The sequence below is a fragment of the Spartinivicinus marinus genome (assembly GCF_026309355.1).
GTDB lineage: Bacteria > Pseudomonadota > Gammaproteobacteria > Pseudomonadales > Zooshikellaceae > Spartinivicinus > Spartinivicinus marinus.
Genome location: NZ_JAPJZK010000002.1, coordinates 1 through 17968, shown reverse-complemented (window position 1 = coordinate 17968; position 17968 = coordinate 1). Strand labels below are relative to the sequence as shown.

18 protein-coding genes and 1 pseudogene are annotated in these 17968 nt (G+C 40.4%); 10 read left to right on the top strand and 9 right to left on the bottom strand.

The annotated features are described in order from the left end of the window. Nucleotides 1-18 precede the first annotated feature (18 nt). On the bottom strand, nucleotides 19-1209 hold the full coding sequence (locus OQE68_RS28390) for a transposase (RefSeq protein ID WP_266195942.1): 1191 nt from the start codon (nucleotides 1207-1209) through the stop codon (nucleotides 19-21). A 194-nt stretch (nucleotides 1210-1403) separates the two neighbouring features. Between OQE68_RS28390 and OQE68_RS28385 the strand changes: the two are divergent. After that, a pseudogene (locus OQE68_RS28385) lies at nucleotides 1404-2142 on the top strand (IS1 family transposase). An 86-nt stretch (nucleotides 2143-2228) separates the two neighbouring features. Here the strand turns inward: OQE68_RS28385 and OQE68_RS28380 are convergent. Next, nucleotides 2229-2441: an MbtH family protein gene (locus tag OQE68_RS28380; protein ID WP_180572194.1), complete on the bottom strand. Its 213-nt coding sequence runs from the start codon at nucleotides 2439-2441 to the stop codon at nucleotides 2229-2231. 226 nt (nucleotides 2442-2667) lie between these two features. Beyond that, nucleotides 2668-2796 carry a transposase gene (locus OQE68_RS31065; RefSeq protein ID WP_353620499.1) on the bottom strand — a complete coding sequence of 43 codons (129 nt, stop codon included), beginning with the start codon at nucleotides 2794-2796 and terminating at the stop codon, nucleotides 2668-2670. 228 nt (nucleotides 2797-3024) lie between these two features. Here OQE68_RS31065 and OQE68_RS28375 point away from each other — a divergent pair. From OQE68_RS28375 to OQE68_RS28365, 3 genes are all read left to right on the top strand, one after another. Next, nucleotides 3025-3712 (top strand): IS6 family transposase gene (locus OQE68_RS28375; protein ID WP_266195941.1). Its coding sequence is split into 2 segments (ribosomal slippage): nucleotides 3025-3633 and nucleotides 3635-3712, totalling 687 coding nucleotides; the frame shifts between segments, so codons are not numbered across the junction. Nucleotides 3713-3814: 102 nt separating this feature from the next. Next, complete coding sequence (locus OQE68_RS28370; protein WP_180571778.1) at nucleotides 3815-5173, top strand: hypothetical protein; 1359 nt, start codon at nucleotides 3815-3817, stop codon at nucleotides 5171-5173. Between the two features lie 173 nt (nucleotides 5174-5346). Continuing rightward, nucleotides 5347-6144, top strand: a complete 798-nt coding sequence (locus OQE68_RS28365) for an SAM-dependent methyltransferase (RefSeq protein ID WP_180571779.1) — start codon at nucleotides 5347-5349, stop codon at nucleotides 6142-6144. Nucleotides 6145-6783: 639 nt separating this feature from the next. Here the strand turns inward: OQE68_RS28365 and OQE68_RS28360 are convergent. Both OQE68_RS28360 and OQE68_RS28355 read right to left on the bottom strand, forming a co-directional pair. Further along, nucleotides 6784-7209 carry a hotdog fold thioesterase gene (locus OQE68_RS28360; RefSeq protein WP_180572004.1) on the bottom strand — a complete coding sequence of 142 codons (426 nt, stop codon included), beginning with the start codon at nucleotides 7207-7209 and terminating at the stop codon, nucleotides 6784-6786. A gap of 28 nt (nucleotides 7210-7237) precedes the next feature. Then, nucleotides 7238-7840 (bottom strand): pentapeptide repeat-containing protein, encoded by a 603-nt coding sequence (locus OQE68_RS28355; RefSeq protein ID WP_180572005.1) that lies wholly within the window; start codon nucleotides 7838-7840, stop codon nucleotides 7238-7240. 179 nt (nucleotides 7841-8019) lie between these two features. Here OQE68_RS28355 and OQE68_RS28350 point away from each other — a divergent pair, with 179 nt between their 5' ends. From OQE68_RS28350 to OQE68_RS28340, 4 genes are all read left to right on the top strand, one after another. Beyond that, nucleotides 8020-8706 (top strand): IS6 family transposase, encoded by a 687-nt coding sequence (locus OQE68_RS28350; RefSeq protein ID WP_266195940.1) that lies wholly within the window; start codon nucleotides 8020-8022, stop codon nucleotides 8704-8706. A 39-nt stretch (nucleotides 8707-8745) separates the two neighbouring features. Continuing rightward, nucleotides 8746-8943, top strand: a complete 198-nt coding sequence (locus OQE68_RS31060) for an integrase core domain-containing protein (RefSeq protein WP_180571628.1) — start codon at nucleotides 8746-8748, stop codon at nucleotides 8941-8943. A 116-nt stretch (nucleotides 8944-9059) separates the two neighbouring features. Then, complete coding sequence (gene pabB / locus OQE68_RS28345; RefSeq protein WP_180571629.1) at nucleotides 9060-11201, top strand: aminodeoxychorismate synthase component I; 2142 nt, start codon at nucleotides 9060-9062, stop codon at nucleotides 11199-11201. 12 nt (nucleotides 11202-11213) lie between these two features. Next, nucleotides 11214-12023, top strand: a complete 810-nt coding sequence (locus OQE68_RS28340; RefSeq protein WP_180571630.1) for a thioesterase II family protein — start codon at nucleotides 11214-11216, stop codon at nucleotides 12021-12023. 9 nt (nucleotides 12024-12032) lie between these two features. On the opposite strand, the gene OQE68_RS28335 is transcribed toward OQE68_RS28340, so the two are convergent. After that, nucleotides 12033-12974, bottom strand: a complete 942-nt coding sequence (locus OQE68_RS28335) for a TauD/TfdA family dioxygenase (RefSeq protein WP_180571631.1) — start codon at nucleotides 12972-12974, stop codon at nucleotides 12033-12035. A 506-nt stretch (nucleotides 12975-13480) separates the two neighbouring features. Beyond that, a complete protein-coding gene (locus tag OQE68_RS28330; RefSeq protein ID WP_266195939.1) occupies nucleotides 13481-13984 on the bottom strand; it encodes an IS5 family transposase in 504 nt (167 codons plus the stop codon). On the opposite strand from OQE68_RS28330, the gene OQE68_RS28325 reads away from it, so the two are divergent. After that, the gene (locus tag OQE68_RS28325) at nucleotides 13970-14095 is read left to right on the top strand and encodes a hypothetical protein (RefSeq protein ID WP_266195938.1); all 126 of its coding nucleotides are present in this window, start codon (nucleotides 13970-13972) and stop codon (nucleotides 14093-14095) included. The two genes, OQE68_RS28330 and OQE68_RS28325, sit on opposite strands and share 15 nt — an antisense overlap. 239 nt (nucleotides 14096-14334) lie before the next feature. Next, nucleotides 14335-14841, top strand: a complete 507-nt coding sequence (locus OQE68_RS28320) for a chorismate pyruvate-lyase family protein (RefSeq protein WP_180571480.1) — start codon at nucleotides 14335-14337, stop codon at nucleotides 14839-14841. A gap of 8 nt (nucleotides 14842-14849) precedes the next feature. Here OQE68_RS28320 and OQE68_RS28315 read toward each other — a convergent pair whose 3' ends face one another. Beyond that, nucleotides 14850-16349 carry an MFS transporter gene (locus OQE68_RS28315; protein WP_180571479.1) on the bottom strand — a complete coding sequence of 500 codons (1500 nt, stop codon included), beginning with the start codon at nucleotides 16347-16349 and terminating at the stop codon, nucleotides 14850-14852. Nucleotides 16350-16413: 64 nt separating this feature from the next. After that, nucleotides 16414-17968 (bottom strand): phosphopantetheine-binding protein (locus OQE68_RS28310; RefSeq protein ID WP_266195937.1); only part of this gene is annotated, 1555 nt, incomplete at its 5' end.

The following is a 17968-nucleotide window of genomic DNA, read 5'->3' as shown; positions in this document are numbered from 1 at the left end:
CCAATACTGTAGACACTTTTATACAGCAATAGCCCCATAGTCGCTTAACTGCTCATACACTTGAGCGACTTTTTTATTACTTTTGCTCAGACCTAACTTATTAAAAAGTTTTTCCATTAAATACTGATTAAATTTCTTACGTTTCCATGAGGTTATTGAAATAACGGTCTCATCATTGCCTCCTTTTAATTGCTGATCTTCTAGCTCCAATAAATTCAGTGCTGACAATGAAGCATTTAAATGGGTATGAATGGCTTCTTTTTTGCGTGACTGGCAATGGGTCAACCCTGTGTGCTGTTTAGCATCACGAAATAAAAACTCAATTTGGAATCGTGCTTTGTAATATTCAATGACTGTCATTGCATCCAGTTCTGTGTCAGTTGAATAAAGCAATGCTCTACTAACCTGTTTATCTGAGGTTTGCCTTAGCATTACAACTTTAATAGCACATTTGAATTTCTTTGAATAAACCGTTTTGCTGTAAATATCTAAGCCTTCTTGCAGGCTACCTACTTGCTCAAAACGGTGTAGTTCTTTTTCGAAATACACTTTTCCATCATACTTTTTGGGACGTCCAACCCCACTGTATTCACCCTCATAAAGCCACAGTAAATCAGCATCGGTCCTCAGTTTACCGATAAGCTTTAATTTTGCTTTCACCACGGGAGTGATAAATTTTTCTTTACTGTAGTAAGCATCGGCGACTAAATACTGAATGCCTTGCTCTAGAAGTTGGGGAGTCAATTCCACTTCTTGCTCTGCATAGACTTCAATACGCGTTTTATCTTCTTGATCAATTGTTTGACGCACATCATAAGCAAAAGCTGTATTCAATTTAAGGTCAATCAATGCGAGAAGTGAAGCTTCCAAGCCTTGCTGGGCTTGACTAACAGAGCCATTATAAAACCAGCCTAAGCCCTCAGTCTTCTTTCCTGACTTGTTAATAAAACTGGCATCGATAGCCGCGATACGACCATTTTTAGGAAGAGCAAGAGTTAATGTGTCTCTATTGAACTGGGCAAAATCAAACTGGCGCCTATACCAGCGGCTAAAACGTTTTTCACTCATTTGGCTATAACGGCTCATATTTCTAAAGGTCGCTTTGCCTTGAAAGACCACCAGCGTCGTCAATAAAGCAACAATAAATGTCTGTTGAGGTTTATTAACATTGGACATTGAGCGTAAAACCGTTTCTACTATGCTTTCCAAAGATAGATTCCTGTGACAATTCGATTTCGACAACCGCATTCTCACAGTTTCTATTTTTGGTTCAATCCTACCACTTTAAGACCAAAAACTGTCTACAGTATTGATTTACTGTACAATATAAAATAAAAGCAACACTACCAATTACGCAAAAATCATACCCTCCGCAGCCTCTATATATACGTCATGATTATACCATAATCTGCCGTGACTGCAGTAGTGACATTATAGTAAAAGCAGGAAAAAGCCAAACGGGTACACAACGGTACCAGTGTATGAATCCTGAGTGTCAAACTAAAACCTTCATGCTGGAATATATCTATAGAGCATGTGAGCCTGAAGTAAAAGAACAAATCATCGAAATGAGTATCAATAGTAGCGGCATTCGGGATACGGCGCGTGTTCTGAAAATAAGTAAAAGCACGGTCATTAGTACATTAAAAAAAAGAAAGTATCCTGACTCAAGTCAACCCAAAACTCCATGAGCAAAAAACAAACAATCCTCTAGATGTTAGACTGGAACTCGTCTGCGAAGAAGCTGAAATGGATGAACAGTGGTCTTTTGTAGGTAAAAAGCCTAATCAACGCTGGTTGTGGTATGCAGTAGATCATGATACCAACACAGTGCTTGCTTATGTATTTGGAAAGCGAAAAGATAGTGTTTTCAACAAGCTGCAATCATTGTTAGAGCCCTTTAATATTAAGCGATTTTACACGGATAATTGGGGAGCTTATGATCGCAATCTTGACCCTGAAAAGCATGAAGTTGGAAAAATAAATACTCAAAAAATTGAGCGAAAAAATCTTAACTTTAGAACCTGGATCAAACGTTTAGCGCGAAAGACCATTTGCTTTTCAAAGCTAGAAAAAATGCATGATATTGTGATTGGACTGCTCATCAACAAGATTGAATTTGGGGTGGATATTCATGCTTAACCATAGTTCTAGCCCACTACCCATAAGACAATGTTTGAACAGTTTTGTGCTTTAGTAGGCTAAGTTTGCCCAAAATAAGTTTGTTTTTAACCTAAATAATTTTTGCGACAGAGCCCCAACGACTTAGGTCTCATATCCACCCAAACTTGTTCGACATGAGCTAAACATTCCTCTTTACTACCTGAAGCTCCAACTTGACTCCACCCTTCCGGAATATCCATTTGTTGCGACCAAATAGAATACTGGCCTTCGTCATTAACCAAAACAACATATACTTCAGAACTATTATTCTTTTCCATAATCAACACCACAACCCTATTCAATTTTAACTTCAAAAAAAGTATATTTTTATCAACGCTTCATTTACTAACAAATAAAAAACCATTGCATTCTGCCGGATATATAACTTACTTGTCAATTACCAGCACCACCGAACACACAAACCTAAGCACTGGACTTCACAGGCTTTGCATTACACCCTCCAGACCCAGAAGAGGCTAGCTCTTCTGCGCTTTTCGTTGGTAATTAAGTGTACAGTTTATACCCTTGCAAAGTGTCGGTTTTAAAGAATCCGTAACACCTTCGCTTCACTACTTTAATTTTATTATTTAATCCTTCAACAAACCCACTGCTTCGTCCAGGGCAATCGCATATAAAAATACAACAAAATCAGTATAATAGAATGAACAGTAACTGATATAGAGCGCAACATTGGAACAAAATAGTACAATTTTAGATCACTTTGACAAGTTAAATGACCCTCGAGTTGAACGTCATCGTCGTCATAAGCTGATTGATATCATTACGGTTCTGTCGCAAAGTTTAGCCTGAAATGATAACCTTCGTAACCCTTCCCAGAATCATGGTTGTTTTGTAGTCACGATGAGTGCTGATGAACGCTTTAAAGGTTGTCACTTTCCCAAGTGCGTTGTACTGCAAGTGGTGTATTATTACCTTCGGTTTGCACTGAGCTACCGCGATATTGAAGAGCTTATGCAAGATCGGAATGTTCCCGTTGACCACGCCACTATTCAACGCTGGGTGGTGACCTACTCATCTAAGTTAGAAAAACAGTTTCGAAAGAAGAAATCACCTGTCGGCAACAGCTGGCGTATGGATGAGACGTATATCCGGGTAAAAAAAGACTGGTACTATTTGTACAGGGCCGTGGACAAAGCGGGACAAACCATTGACTTCTTATTTACCAAGCACCGGGACACTAAGGCTGCCAAGCGATTTTTCAAAAAGGCCATTCGCGCTAATGGCGCACCAGAAAAGATAACAATTGATGGCAGTGCGGCGAATAAAGCGGCTATTGAAACAATCAATAAGGAGATGAAAACGCCAATTATTATACGCCAAGTCAAGTACCTCAATAACATCGTTGAGCAGGATCACCGATTTATAAAGCGCATTACTCGGCTAATGTTGGGTTTTAAATCATTCAATAGTGCCAGGTCTACACTGATTGGAATTGAGTTAGTGCACATGCCTTAGGAAAGGCCAGTCTGCTAATCCAATGGCTAAACATAAGACAATGTTTGAACAGTTTTGTGCTTTAGTAGGCTAAGTTTGACCAAAATAAGTTTGTTTTTAACCTAAATAATTTTTGCGACAGAGCCAAGTAGGTACTTCGATCAGCGCTTACGATAATATAAAGAGAATATTACTTATGATACCAAACAATGTAGGACTTGAAGAAAACAAGCCACTGAAAATGCAACTTGAGCACTACCAGGCAGATTTTAAAAGTTGGTGGAAATTAAGAGGTCCAACGGAGTTTCTTGATGTACCAATGACATTGCGAATTCCAAACGGGTCAACTAAAGGACGTTGGTATAAAACTGTAAAAATACGGCCTTCGGAATATTGTTGGGGGTTATATATGGCTCCATGTAGACATGACTCGATTCAGCATGGTATTCATAAAGGTGAGGCGCTTTGGGAGACAGTGCCTACAGACTACTACAGCTATCTATTGCATCATATTAGAGTTCAAGCAGATGTTGAAAATGGTGGTGTAGAGCAAGGGCAGTTGTTACTTCAAATGGCGCCCAGCTTTTATGATTTGAATAATCTTTTTCAGTTTTTGCTCGAGGAAGGAAGACATTCGTGGGCAATGGTGCACATACTACTTGAACATTTTGGTCATGATGGTTTGGTTGAGTCTGAGGCATTGTTGGATCGCATGTGTGGAGATGAGAATAACCCTCGTTTATTGGATGCTTTTAATTTCACCACTGATGATTGGTTGTCTCATTTTATGTGGCTTTTTCTTGCTGATAGAGATGGGAAGTATCAATTACAAGCAGTAACGCAAGCCGCCTTTGCGCCTTTAGCTAGAGCATCGAGATTTATGCTTTTTGAGGAGCCTCTTCATATTAATATGGGGGTTAGTGGACTCGATAGAACATTATATAAAAGCGCAAAGCTCACTTTAGAAAGTGGGAGTTTTGATATCTTTGAGCATGTTGCAATTCCTTTGCCTGTGATTCAGAAGTATATAAATTATTGGGTACCTAGAGTATTGGATCTATTTGGTAATGACGAGTCGAATACAGCAAACAATATGTATCAGATTGGTATTCGAACGCCAAGAGATCTTGATGTATATGAAAACAGTATGTTTGTCATTGATCGTCGCAAGAATGACCGTGTCGAGCAGGTGGAGATTGAGGGTGGTAAGGTATTGAATTGTATTATGCGAAGTCAGTATATCGAAGAAATTGGCCGAGTAATTGATAAATGGAACAGGTCTCTGGCAGAGCTTAAACTAGATTTTCAGTTTTCTATTCCTCATGAACGTTTTAATAGGAATACGGGGCCATGTAAAAGGCTTCCATATGATGTTGAAGGAAATATAATGCCTGAGGGAGATAGTAGAAAAGTGAGTGATTGGTTGCCCACGGAAAAAGATTATGAAATGGTAAAAGCTATAATGGTGCAGACGTTAGAGGTCGAAAAGTATGCGTCCTGGATCTCTCCTTTAGGCTATAGTTTGCGGAAGTTAGTGGAAGAAAAGAAAGATTAGCTTATAACAGGAGGCACGCTCAAAGTTTTCGGTTTAGTAAATTTTGATTATTGGAATGTTTATTTTGTTGGGTGCAGGATACATTTTTTTGATGGCTCAAGAAGGTGAAATGTGGGCCAGCAGTAAAATTTTTTTATCATTTGTTTTGAAAATTAGGAGTATTTACGGTGTCAATGGGTAGTATAGAGAGAACAGCCTTGTGGGTGGCAGGGATGAGAGCGGTTGAATCTGAGGGTGAAAATCCTCTTTTTCATGATCCGTTTGCTCAACTGCTAGTTGATGATGATAGTTTTATCGATGAACTGCGTAGTACAGCAACGAATGAAAAGGTGATGCCTCCTGCGATTCAAGTTCGAACTCGTTGGTTAGACGATGAAATTACTTTGGCAGCTAAAAATGGTATGTTTCAGGTTGTTAGTCTTGCGGCAGGAATGGATGCGAGGGTGTATAGGCTTGAGTTACCACGAAATACTCGATATTTTGAAGTTGATTATGAAAATGTGTTAGATCATAAAAACACAAAGTTAGAGCACGTAGTATCAAAGTGTGAATATATTCCATTGGCTATGAATTTGGAATTAGACTGGCCAGCAGAATTGAAAAAGATCGGATTCGATACAGAAATTCCAACAGTGTGGGTAATTGAAGGATTGTTGTGTTACTTGAAGGAAGAGTACGTAAAGTTATTGTTTTCGAGAGTCAGTGAGTTAAGTGCCAAAGGTAGTATTTGCCTCTTTGATGTTATTGGTCTTTCAATGCTAAATTCTCCCAATGCGAAAGTGCTTCATGATATGGCTCAACAATTTGGAACTGACGAGCCGGAGAGGATTGTAGAACCGTTGGGTTGGGACGTAGATGTTTGTACAATTGCAGCCATGGGACATAAACTTAACCGTTGGCCTTTTCCTCTCGCGCCAAGAGGCATTCCGGGTGTTCCTCAGAGCTTTTTAGTTAAAGCTGTTAAAACATAGCTTGTTAGGTGAAGTGGTTGAAAAACTATATTCACTCTATGACCCAGTACATGGAGTTGTTTTTTTGTTCTTGGTTGTTCAAAAAACATACTGACCTTTGTACTTCCCGCTACTGGTTGCGGGTTTCGTATCTGCTGAAGAAACCTTGCAGCCTCAGTGCTTGACCCAACCAAAATAATAGATGAAATGTGATAAAACTGGTTTATTATTAACCTGAAAAACTATTGTTTGCGATTTTTTATCAAAAACAAGGCATGATCGACCCTAGCATTCTGCCACTATGGCATTCACGTACTCACAAAATAACCTACGAGTTAATTAATAAATTCTAACAGAAATGTCGTAGGTTAATCATTGTGTAGGCGACTGTTTTAAGTGCGTAATGGAGATTGCTAAGACGTTCAAATCGAATTAATAAGCGCTTGAACTTATCCGGGCTCTGTCGCAAAAATTATTTAGGTTGTACAAATTTATTTGACCACAACAGGTAATAATACACCACTTGCAGTACAACGCACTTGGGAAAGTGACAACCTTTAAAGCGTTCATCAGCACTCATCGTGACTACAAAACAACCATGATTCTGGGAAGGGTTACGAAGGTTATCATTTCAGGCTAAACTTTGCGACAGAGCCCCTTTTACTGAGGCTGGATCATCATGGTCAGGCGAGAGTGGCAAATCATTTTCCCTTGTTCGTTAGTAATATCAAGCAGCCAAACCTGTGTTGTTTGCCCCATGTGTGCCGGGCGGGCCGTGCAGTATACATAGCCTGAGCTGACTTTACGTATGTGATTGGCATTGATGTCGAGTCCAATGCACCGTTTGTCATGATCGACACACATTTCTGATGCAATACTGCCAGTTGTTTCTGCCAGTACAACAGACGCCCCCCCGTGAAGTATACCGTGGGGCTGGAGGGTTCTGGCATCCACAGGCATTTTCGCTTTCAGGTAATTATCACCCATATCGATAAACTCGATCCCAAGGTGTTCGTGTAGTGTGTTTTTAGAAAACTCATTGAGCTCTTCTAGGGTTTTTGGTGTTGTCCAGATAGGAGATGTCACGTTTTAATCCATGTTGTGGTGAAATGAATTATTGATAGACTTCAATATCCAGGCCGTCGAGAAGGCTGTTGGCCTCAGGTAAACTGAATTTTGCACGGCTTATTTTATTTTCAAAAACGTCTATAGTGTAATTCAGTGCATCAAAAAAATCACAATTGCTTAAATTGGTGTTGTGGAAGACACTATTTGAAAAATCCGATTGAATAAAGCTGGCATGTTCACAGTCTGCTTCTGTAAAGTTGACGTCATGAACTTGGCATGCCTCCATTTTGATTTCTTGCAAATATAACCCGAAAAATATTGAATTATCTAATCTGCATCCATCAAACTCGACTGGGCTGGATATTTGAACACTGGGCCACGCTGCGCTAGTCCAGTTGATCCCTATCATCTTGCAATCCTTAAATTTTACATCTCGAAAGCTGGTTCCATTTACACTTATTGTGCTTAGGTTGCAGTTTTTAAACTCACAGTCGTTAAATTTACACTTGTCAAAAGCTGTACTGTTGAAATTGCAATTAATAAAAATGCAATCATAAAAAACTTTGCCTGAAAGTGTTTGATCTTGTAATTCGATTTTTTCAAAAGTTTGATCTTCGTACTCGAATTGTTTAGATGTCAAATCTTCCATTATCTCGTTACCTTGCCAGCTAAAATTGATTTTTAGTTTACATCAACCGAATGTAATCGCAAAGATCGGCTCTGTCGCAAAAATTATTTAGCGTAAAGACAAAGGTTCTGTCGCAAAGTTTAGCCTGAAATGATAACCTTCGTAACCCTTCCCAGAATCATGGTTGTTTTGTAGTCACGATGAGTGCTGATGAACGCTTTAAAGGTTGTCACTTTCCCAAGTGCGTTGTACTGCAAGTGGTGTATTATTACCTTCGGTTTGCACTGAGCTACCGCGATATTGAAGAGCTTATGCAAGATCGGAATGTTCCCGTTGACCACGCCACTATTCAACGCTGGGTGGTGACCTACTCATCTAAGTTAGAAAAACAGTTTCGAAAGAAGAAATCACCTGTCGGCAACAGCTGGCGTATGGATGAGACGTATATCCGGGTAAAAAAAGACTGGTACTATTTGTACAGGGCCGTGGACAAAGCGGGACAAACCATTGACTTCTTATTTACCAAGCACCGGGACACTAAGGCTGCCAAGCGATTTTTCAAAAAGGCCATTCGCGCTAATGGCGCACCAGAAAAGATAACAATTGATGGCAGTGCGGCGAATAAAGCGGCTATTGAAACAATCAATAAGGAGATGAAAACGCCAATTATTATACGCCAAGTCAAGTACCTCAATAACATCGTTGAGCAGGATCACCGATTTATAAAGCGCATTACTCGGCTAATGTTGGGTTTTAAATCATTCAATAGTGCCAGGTCTACACTGATTGGAATTGAGTTAGTGCACATGCTTAGGAAAGGCCAGTCTGCTAATCCAATGGCTAAACATAAGGCAATGTTTGAACAGTTTTGTGCTTTAGTAGGCTAAGTTTGCCCAAAATAAGTTTGTTTTTAACCTAAATAATTTTTGCGACAGAGCAGGGACAATGCCCCAACAGAACGTTTTCTTAGAAGTTATAAAGTTGAGTGGATGCCATCTACTTTTTACAAAAACTACCAAGAATCTGAAAAAGATATTATGCAGTTCATTAAATATTACAACCATTGTCGTGTTCATAGTTACAATGGCTACTTAACACCTGCAGCTAAAGAGTTATTAAATTAACTGTACGTAATGTTGTACAAGTTTACTTGACCACAACATTGGTGAGTAAAAATACATACCTTAAAAAATATACATTTTGCATGATGACTAACGCTTTTTTGTTTAAAGGGAGGCGTATGCGTTGCCTCATTATCGATAATTACGATTCGTTTACTTGGAACTTGGCTGATTATGTTGCACAAATATATGGTAATGAGCCTTTAGTAATACATAATGATCAATATACGTGGGACGAGATTCAGCAGCTTGGCGAGTTCGGTTCCATTATTGTGTCACCTGGTCCGGGCTCAGTGACTAATGCGAGTGATTTTCGTGTCAGTCGTCAAGCGTTGGAGCAAAATGATATTCCGGTGCTTGGGGTGTGTCTCGGTTTTCAAGGGCTCTCGCATATATATGGTGGTGAGATAGTTCATGCACCAGTTCCTTATCATGGTCGAAAGTCCAATATTGTCCATAACGATAATGTTGGTTTGTTTAAGGAGCTTCCTAATACTTTTGAAGCTGTTCGGTACCACTCTCTTGTTGTGGCTGCTGATACAGTGCCTAAAGACTTGAACGTCACAGCACGTTCCGAGTGTGGATTGATAATGGGGGTTGAGCACAAGTTCTTACCCAAGTGGGGCGTGCAGTTTCATCCAGAATCAATTCTGACTGAATATGGTATGCAATTGGTCGAAAACTTTAAGTTACTGTCATATAAGCACGCCAATATAGAGGAAAGCGATACTAAAAAATCCCCTGTTTCAGTGTCTAAGGAGATAGCTCGACGGTCCAAAGTGAAGAAACAATTATTTTTCCGAAAAGTGGATATCCCTGTATCAGATGAGCAGGTTTTCCGCTCTATGTTCGCTGAAGAGCGAAATAGTTTTTGGTTGGACAGTCAATCCGTTAGGAGGGGGATGTCTCGTTTTTCTTTCATGGGAAAGGTAATTCCGGAAGATGTGTTGACGTACAAAATTACAGAAGACTCCGAAGATTTTTCTGGTGGTCTAGCATTTCTCAAAAACCTGGAGTGTGCGTTGGAGGCTGTAGATGTTGCAAGTCATGAGGACTTACCGTTTGAGTTTCGTGGTGGTTATGTAGGTTATATGTCTTATGAGATGAAGACACTTTTTGGCGCCGAGACGCGTCATAGAAATAAGATACCTGATGCGGTTTGGATGAGGGTGGAGAAATTTGTTGCGTTTGATCATTTAGATAAGTCAGTTTGGTTGGTATATGCTGCGACGAAAGAGGAGCAAGCGAAGGCTGATGCCTGGATTGATGAAATGGAAGAGCAGCTTAGGTTGGTAAGTGTTGATGCATCCGCTGGCCAGGGATTAGGAATAGAGCAAGCCAGTATCGATATGGATATGAGTCGAGAGTGTTATCTGGATGCCATTGAAAAGAGTAAAGAAAAAATTGTTGATGGTGAGTCGTATGAAATTTGCTTAACGAATCAATTTTCGTGTGATATAGAGCTCGACCCTGTAGAGCTTTACATGATTATGCGAAAAGAAAACCCAGCCCCTTTTGGTGCGCTGATTAGTATTGGTAAAGTTAGAATTTTAAGTACTTCCCCAGAGCGTTTCTTGAAAGTTGATGAGAATGGTCGGGTTGAAACCAAACCAATTAAAGGTACTTGTGCTCGATCTGAAGACCCAGCAACTGATGCTGAAAATGCAAGGGTTTTGGCTGCATCGGAAAAGGATCAAGCTGAAAATCTGATGATTGTGGATCTAATGCGGAATGATCTTGGCCGAGTTTCAGTGCCTGGTAGTGTTATTGTGTCCAAGATGATGGATATTGAAAGTTACCAAACCGTGCACCAGATGGTTAGTACCGTAGAGTCATATTTGAAGTCAGAGTGTACATTGGTGGAATTGCTTAAAGCGGTGTATCCTGGAGGCTCAATTACAGGTGCCCCTAAATATCGTTCGATGGAAATTATTGATCAATTGGAGCAGGACTCAAGAGGAGTGTATTGCGGAACCATTGGTTACCTTGGCTACAACCGGATTGCAGATCTTAATATTGCAATCAGAACGCTTTCTTATGATGGGCAAACAATTAAATTCGGTGCTGGTGGTGCAATTACCTATCTTTCTGATCCAAGCAGCGAGTATGAGGAAATTATCTTAAAAGCAGAGGCTGTGTTGAAACCTATATGGCAATATTTGTCTGAGCTTGGAACGCCCTACGAATATAGTGTAGTAGATAAAAATCTTTCGGTATCTGCTTGTTTAAAACAGCTGGGAAGTGAAGTGGATTTGGTTTGATTGGTTTTAGGAATGTCTAAAAAAGATATTTTTTTCAAGCGTCGACCTGCAGTAAAGACCTCTCCCTGGTTTGTTATCTTCAATCCGCAGGAAAAGGTGCGAATCAGAATATTTTGTTTTCCTTATGCTGGAGGGGATGCCAATATATATCGAGATTGGGCGTTAAATATGCCTGATGGGGTAGAGGTTGTGGGTGTTCAGTACCCTGGAAGAGGAGGAAATACTGAGCCTCTCATTAGTTGCTGTGACGAAATGGTTGCGCGGTTATATAGCGTGATCTCACCAATGCTAAATGTTAATTTTGCATTTTTTGGTCACAGCAATGGAGGGTTGATCAGTTATGTATTGGTGGGAAGGATGAGTGATAAGCAAAAAAGCAATCATATACATCTATTTATCTCTGCTAGGTCTCCTGCTCATCTAGATTTGACAAGAAAAAAAATTAGTCATTTGGAAAAACATGAGTTTGTACAAGAAATTAAAGAAATGGGAGGGACGCCTGAGGCGGTACTAAAAGATGAAGGATTAATTGACTACCTTATTCCAAGATTGAGGGCTGATTTCCGATTAGGTGAGAGTTATCGCTACAGGAAGGGCGGGGAACAAATCGAATGTGCTGTGAGTATCTTGTTCGGCTCTGATGATGGGCTTGTTGATAATGTTGACCGTTGGTCTGATTTGGTCGTGGGGGAATTTTCTACTTACGAGCTGGCTGGCGGGCACTTCTATATACATACAAATCAGCAAGCGGTGATTGATATAGTATTGTTGCAGTTGAATGAGAGTTTGGCAGGCACAAAAGAGAGGGGCGTGCCTGCCTGATTTTAGGTGTTAGTTATCTTGTGGAGAATATGCTTCCGTCATGCAGACGGTGACCTTTCTATCTCCTTCGTAAGGGGTTCGTCCGTGAGAGACCAGCATATTATCTAAAAGTAGTACATCGTCTTTTTCCCAGTCGAAGAAAGTGATGTTTTGGTCAAACGCAGATCGTATATGATCGAGTGTTTCGGGAGGGATGGGGCTGCCGTCGCCAAAGTAGGTATTTCGGGGAAGGCCTTCTTCTGTGAAGTGAGACAAAAGTACCTGTCTGTAAGGCTTTTCCCAAGCTGTGATATGAAAGAGATGTGCTTGATTAAACCAAATTTTTTGTTGTGTTATGGGGTGTGTTGCGGTGGCCTGGCTTATGTGGCGGGTTTTTAGGTCGTCGCCTATCCATTGGAATTCAATGTTATGAGATTGGCAGTAGGCTTCGACGTGTGCTTTTTCGGTCGTGTTAAAAACTTCTTGCCATGGCAGGTCGGCGCCTTTTCGAAAGTTTCGGACATACATTACCTTTTTTTGTTCGAACTCTCGTTTTATTTCATTATCAATGGCCTCTGTCACATTGATCATGTCACAGATAGGTGTTTGCCCTCCTTTAGTGGCAGGGGTGACGCAATGAAATAGTAATTTTAGGGGCCAGTTTGTCTGGTAAGAGTTTTCGCAATGTTGTTGAATTGTCAGGTTTTGTGGGTATTCCGTTGATGTATAGACGTTCTCGCTCAGCAATGTACGAGACGTGGATCTGTAGTTATAGTCTAGTAGTTCGGAAAAAAAACATTTTGAAATGCTGTTTAGTCCCTCTCTATTGCTGAAGTTGCGAAAGAGTACTGCTTTATGTTGGATTAATTTGTTTGTGATAATTTGCTTGTTGTTGTCTGCCCACTGTTCCAATGATTCCTGATGGCCATTGATAATTAAGGGAGTGTCGTCTTTGGCACTGGTGTTGTGCATATGTTTCTCTCTCTAAAATAGGGTTTATTGTTAATAAGTATCTATATATTGGAATATTACAAAATTTTACACAAAAAATGATAGTAAAAAAGGTAAGCGCAGATCGAACCACCCACTAGCCGCATGCAATTTTACTTTATAAAGTGAAGCCTCTTTCAACGGCTCTGTCGCAAAAATTATTTAGGTTAAAAACAAACTTATTTTGGGCAAACTTAGCCTACTAAAGCACAAAACTGTTCAAACATTGTCTTATGTTTAGCCATTGGATTAGCAGACTGGCCTTTCCTAGGCGTTGTTGAATAAATCGAAAAATCAGGCGTGCTGAGGCATTCAGTCCACTATATTATCCAATTTTCACAGAAATAGGCATGCCAAGACTAGTCATTCTATTTAATACGCGCACGGATACCTCAGCCTCGGTTTTTTGTTGCTGTCAACACCAACTTAAAAAGTCTTCTTTTTGCCATGCCATTCGTCCGTATTGATTGATGAAGGCGGTATGTACGTTACGCTGCATGAACTTGAACTGGCTTGCGCCATGTTCGCTTAGGTTTTACATGATGCTTTTTCTGATGCCATTCATCTTTGCCATAGACCTTCAGCCCGGTGCTATCAACAAGGACGTGTGAACCTGGATCAATACTATCAATGAGCCTCTGTAGCTGGAGTGACGTACTTCGTTTCGATAGACAACTATAATCCGGTGCTTTAATGTCAAGCCCCATTAACTGGATTAATGAGCGCGTAAACCCTTCTGTTTGCCGTAGCGGCAAGTGATACACCTGCCGCAGCATTAGACAACACTCGATGGCTACATCCGAGTACTTTAGAGGCCTGCCACGTAAGCCTGGGATTTTGGCTGGATGCCATTCATCAATGGCTTCAACGCTAAACCAAATGGTAATGTCGCCGCGACGACGCAATGCTTCCGTATATGCCGCCCAATTAATCACCTTATATTTGGCTTTTTTATGTTGCCGGTGACTGGATTGGTTATGTTTATACGGCATGTGATGGCTTCTGATCGGTTGGTTTTTGCGTCAGGGTACCACCAATTAGCCAAAAACACACAACAAGAGCGGGGTAAGCTATTTATTCAACAACGCCACTTTTATCGCTGAAAACTAATTTTTATACTACTGCTGTGGTAGGTTCTCGGTCGCCCAGTGTTCACTAAAAACACCTATTTCTGAACCATGCCTGAAAGTTAACGGGAAAGCAGTGAAAACATACTTATTATTATTTTTGTGCTAGACTCGCGTCCAATTCATTTTATTTAGTATCCACTTTCCAGCTTATTTCAAACTAACTTCAATTTTCATCCAACCTCGCACAAAATCGCTAGGCCAATGGAGAATCAATGGACAAGATTATCGCCAACCCATCACTAAGCCTATTCCAGAAGATTTTACTTACTACTGACGGATCCATCACTGAATTACTCTCCCTTTATACAAACCAAAGTATTCAAGCAAAAGTAATTTTTCAATCTATTGAAAAAGGAAAACTTCCAGGAGATTCATCATCTCAATCAAAAGATTCCACACTACTAAACAGAGAAGTCATGCTAACAGACTCATCCAAAAACTACATTTTTGCTGAGTCTTCTTTTCTTATCAACAAATTATCCAAAACAATGAAACACAAGCTGCTTCACACCGAAACCCCTATTGGTCTTTTATGGAAAGAAGAGCGTTTGGAAATATTTAAAGAAGTTATCGATATTCGTCTGGAAAAGTGCGAAACAACTGCTTCGCACTTTGGTTTAGAGCCAAATACGGAGATCCTTTCTAGAACTTACCAATTGTATAACTCAAAAGAGTTATTTGGTGTTATCACCGAAAAATTCCCAACAATAATTTTCTAAACAAAAAACTAACTGCCCTCTTCCAAGGGCATATTTACAGGCGGCCGCTGAGGCTCGTTCTTCGACGGCAATTTAAAATCCACACCAAAAACAGCAAACACAACAAATACATAAGCTGCCATACAGTAAACCAATACATCTTTAAAAGAAGCATTAAAAATTTCTACACTCTGCGCATCATTCAAGAAACCAGAGAAAAATATCTGGGACACCAAGGCTATACCCAAAGCACCACCAACCTGCTGCATAGCTTGTAAAGCACCTGATCCCGCACCCGTATCTTTAAGAGGCACCGTTCGCATAACAGTCTGAAACAGTGAAGCAATGGTCACCCCGGAACCCAAACCGCCAATTAGAAGCGGCAACATCAAGCCCTTTGCGCCTAGATCTTCAACATTATTTACCACAAACCAAAGCACAATAGTGGAAACGAAGCACAATGTAGCTCCGGAAAAAATCTTGACTTTCAAATTTTGAAAACGCGCCGCAATAACTGTTGCTACTAACACCCCTATCGAAAATGGAACAGTTGCCATACCTGTTTGCATTGGGGTGAATTCATGACCTTGCTGCAAAAAAATCACAAAGATCAGTAAGAACCCTTCCAAAGCAGAAAAGAATCCCATCACTGCTATTGCACCAAACATATAATTGCGATTAGCCATTAGGTATATTGGCAATAGTGTTGGCTTATTTTCCTTTGCCAGTTTTATTGACCGCCCAATAAATACTGAAATTATAGGAATGAACGCGGCCATAAGTAAAAAGCACCATAAAGGCCAACCATAAGCACGCCCCTCAATCAGGGGAAATATCAAGCTTAGTAAAGCAATACCAACCAACAAAACACCTAACCAGTCATTCTTCTTGCGCTCACCGGCATATGAAGCCGTATTCGGCACTCGGTACAAAGCTACAAATAAAACAGCCAATCCAATCGGGATATTAATATAGAAAATAGATCGCCATCCAAAATCGAAGGGGTTCACCTTAATCAGTGCACCACTAACAACGGGCCCTACAATTGCTGCCAATCCAGCCACCAAACCAAATAGAGCGAAAGAAGCTGACCTCTCTTTTGGCGAAAACATTGATGTTGCAACTGCCATCACCTGAGGAGAGATCATCGCCGCTGAAACAGCTTGCAATATTCGTGAGAATATCAACATTTCAACTGTAGTGGATGCGCCACAAAGAAAAGAAGAAACAATAAACCCCGCAACTCCGCTAGCAAACAGTTTCTTTCTCCCATACAGATCACCCAGCTTTCCTAACGGCAACAAAGCCAGGGCATAACAGGCAATATATACAGCAACAACCCACTCCATTTGCATCATATTTGCTTGCAGGCTACTTTGGATACTCGGTATAGCTACCAGTACAATATTTACATCCAGAAACACCATAAAATTTGCGGCTAACAAAGTGAACATTGCCGCCCAACGGTGCGGGTATGCAAAATTTTGATCCGGCGGTGGAACAGCCCCCTGTATTTTCATTTCGTTCATATTATTCAAACCTACTTCACCCTATATATGGCATCGTCAAATGATTTTGTCTTTTTGCACAAAGTTATTGCAATATTGAAGACAACGCTTTAATTGTTGGATCTTCAGAAAACTCCTGGATACTGATGAGTTTGTTGTATTGAGAATCAACCTTAAACAACAGCATCAAAGCAGGAAGAGAATTACCACCGATTTCGAAGAAATTGTCTTCGATACCTACTTTATCTACCATTAGCACTTCCTTCCACAGCTCAGCAAGCTTCTCCTCCAACTCGTTTCGCGGTGCCACATAACTCTCAGCAAAATTCTTTCTATAATCATTTGGCCTTGGCAACGCCTGCCTATTAAGCTTACCATTTGGAGTAAGTGGCATTTTTTCCAACCGGATAAAATGTGAAGGCACCATGTATTCAGGAAGTGCTTCTGCCATATACTCATCCACTCTCGCGACAGGAATTTCAACATCGGACTTATAGTAAGCAACGATTTGTGCATCCCCCACGCCAAGAGTTTCATCTCGAACTTCGTAACCAAGATCGTTCAAAATCGAGCTAACTTTGGCTTCATCAATCTCTGCAGAGTCATCAATTTCACGTAACGCATCCCCCTTCTCTATATGCCCCATACGCACATCCCAACTATATGGAAGCGAATACTTATGGTAGCCACGCTCCTTACCGTGGACATATATCGCAACGTCGTTTAGAAGACAGTTCGTCGACCTACCTGTATCGGGAGGTCTGACCCAACCCACCCTATCTTCAATGTACCCATACATATCATTACGTAAGACGTTGCTATAACGGAAAAAATCTACGAAACGTATATTTTCCAACACGTCGTCATCGTCAACCCAATCATTCTCTAATAAACAATTAGCGGAATCCTCAACACGATGGTAGACCTTTCTAGCCTGAATAAGATTTTTATCAAAAACCTTTTCATCAAAAGTCTCCATTCGGAAGAGTTCGGACAAACGCGTCTCAAATAGCTGTCCTTTGGACAAACCAGTAACGATATACTTAACACCAACTTCTAGCGCCAGATTGATCGCCATCGTGTAAATAGTCTTGAAGCACCCGTTACACACATCACTATGACGCTGCAAACTATCGACAAATATCTCGTTCATATGGGTCGTAGAAATATAACGATGCTCTATCCCCAAGCGTTCAGCCGTTCTATTGATATTATCCTTCGCTCTCTCGGAAATATATCCATTGTCCAAAGTAAAGGCCAACACCCGAGCGCCCATATCCTTTATTTTGCAAAGCGCATAGGTACTATCCTTACCACCACTGAGTGACACGATACAATCATACTTTGGATGGTTTTCACTACACATTTTATCTACGATTTTCTGTAGCTTCTGCATATCACTGAAATAAGCTTCTGCAACATCGCGATACTTCTCAAATGCACTACAATGGCTACACACCATTTCTTCAGAAAATACCGTATTCGGATAGTTGGAAGCAATCCCACATTTCACACAGAATTGCAGGTCTTCTTTTGCAATAGATTTGTTTACTTCTGTGGTTAGACTAACAGTACATTCATCAATCTCAGGATGAGATAGTAATACATTTTCTATCTCCCCTAACTCAATTCGATAACCA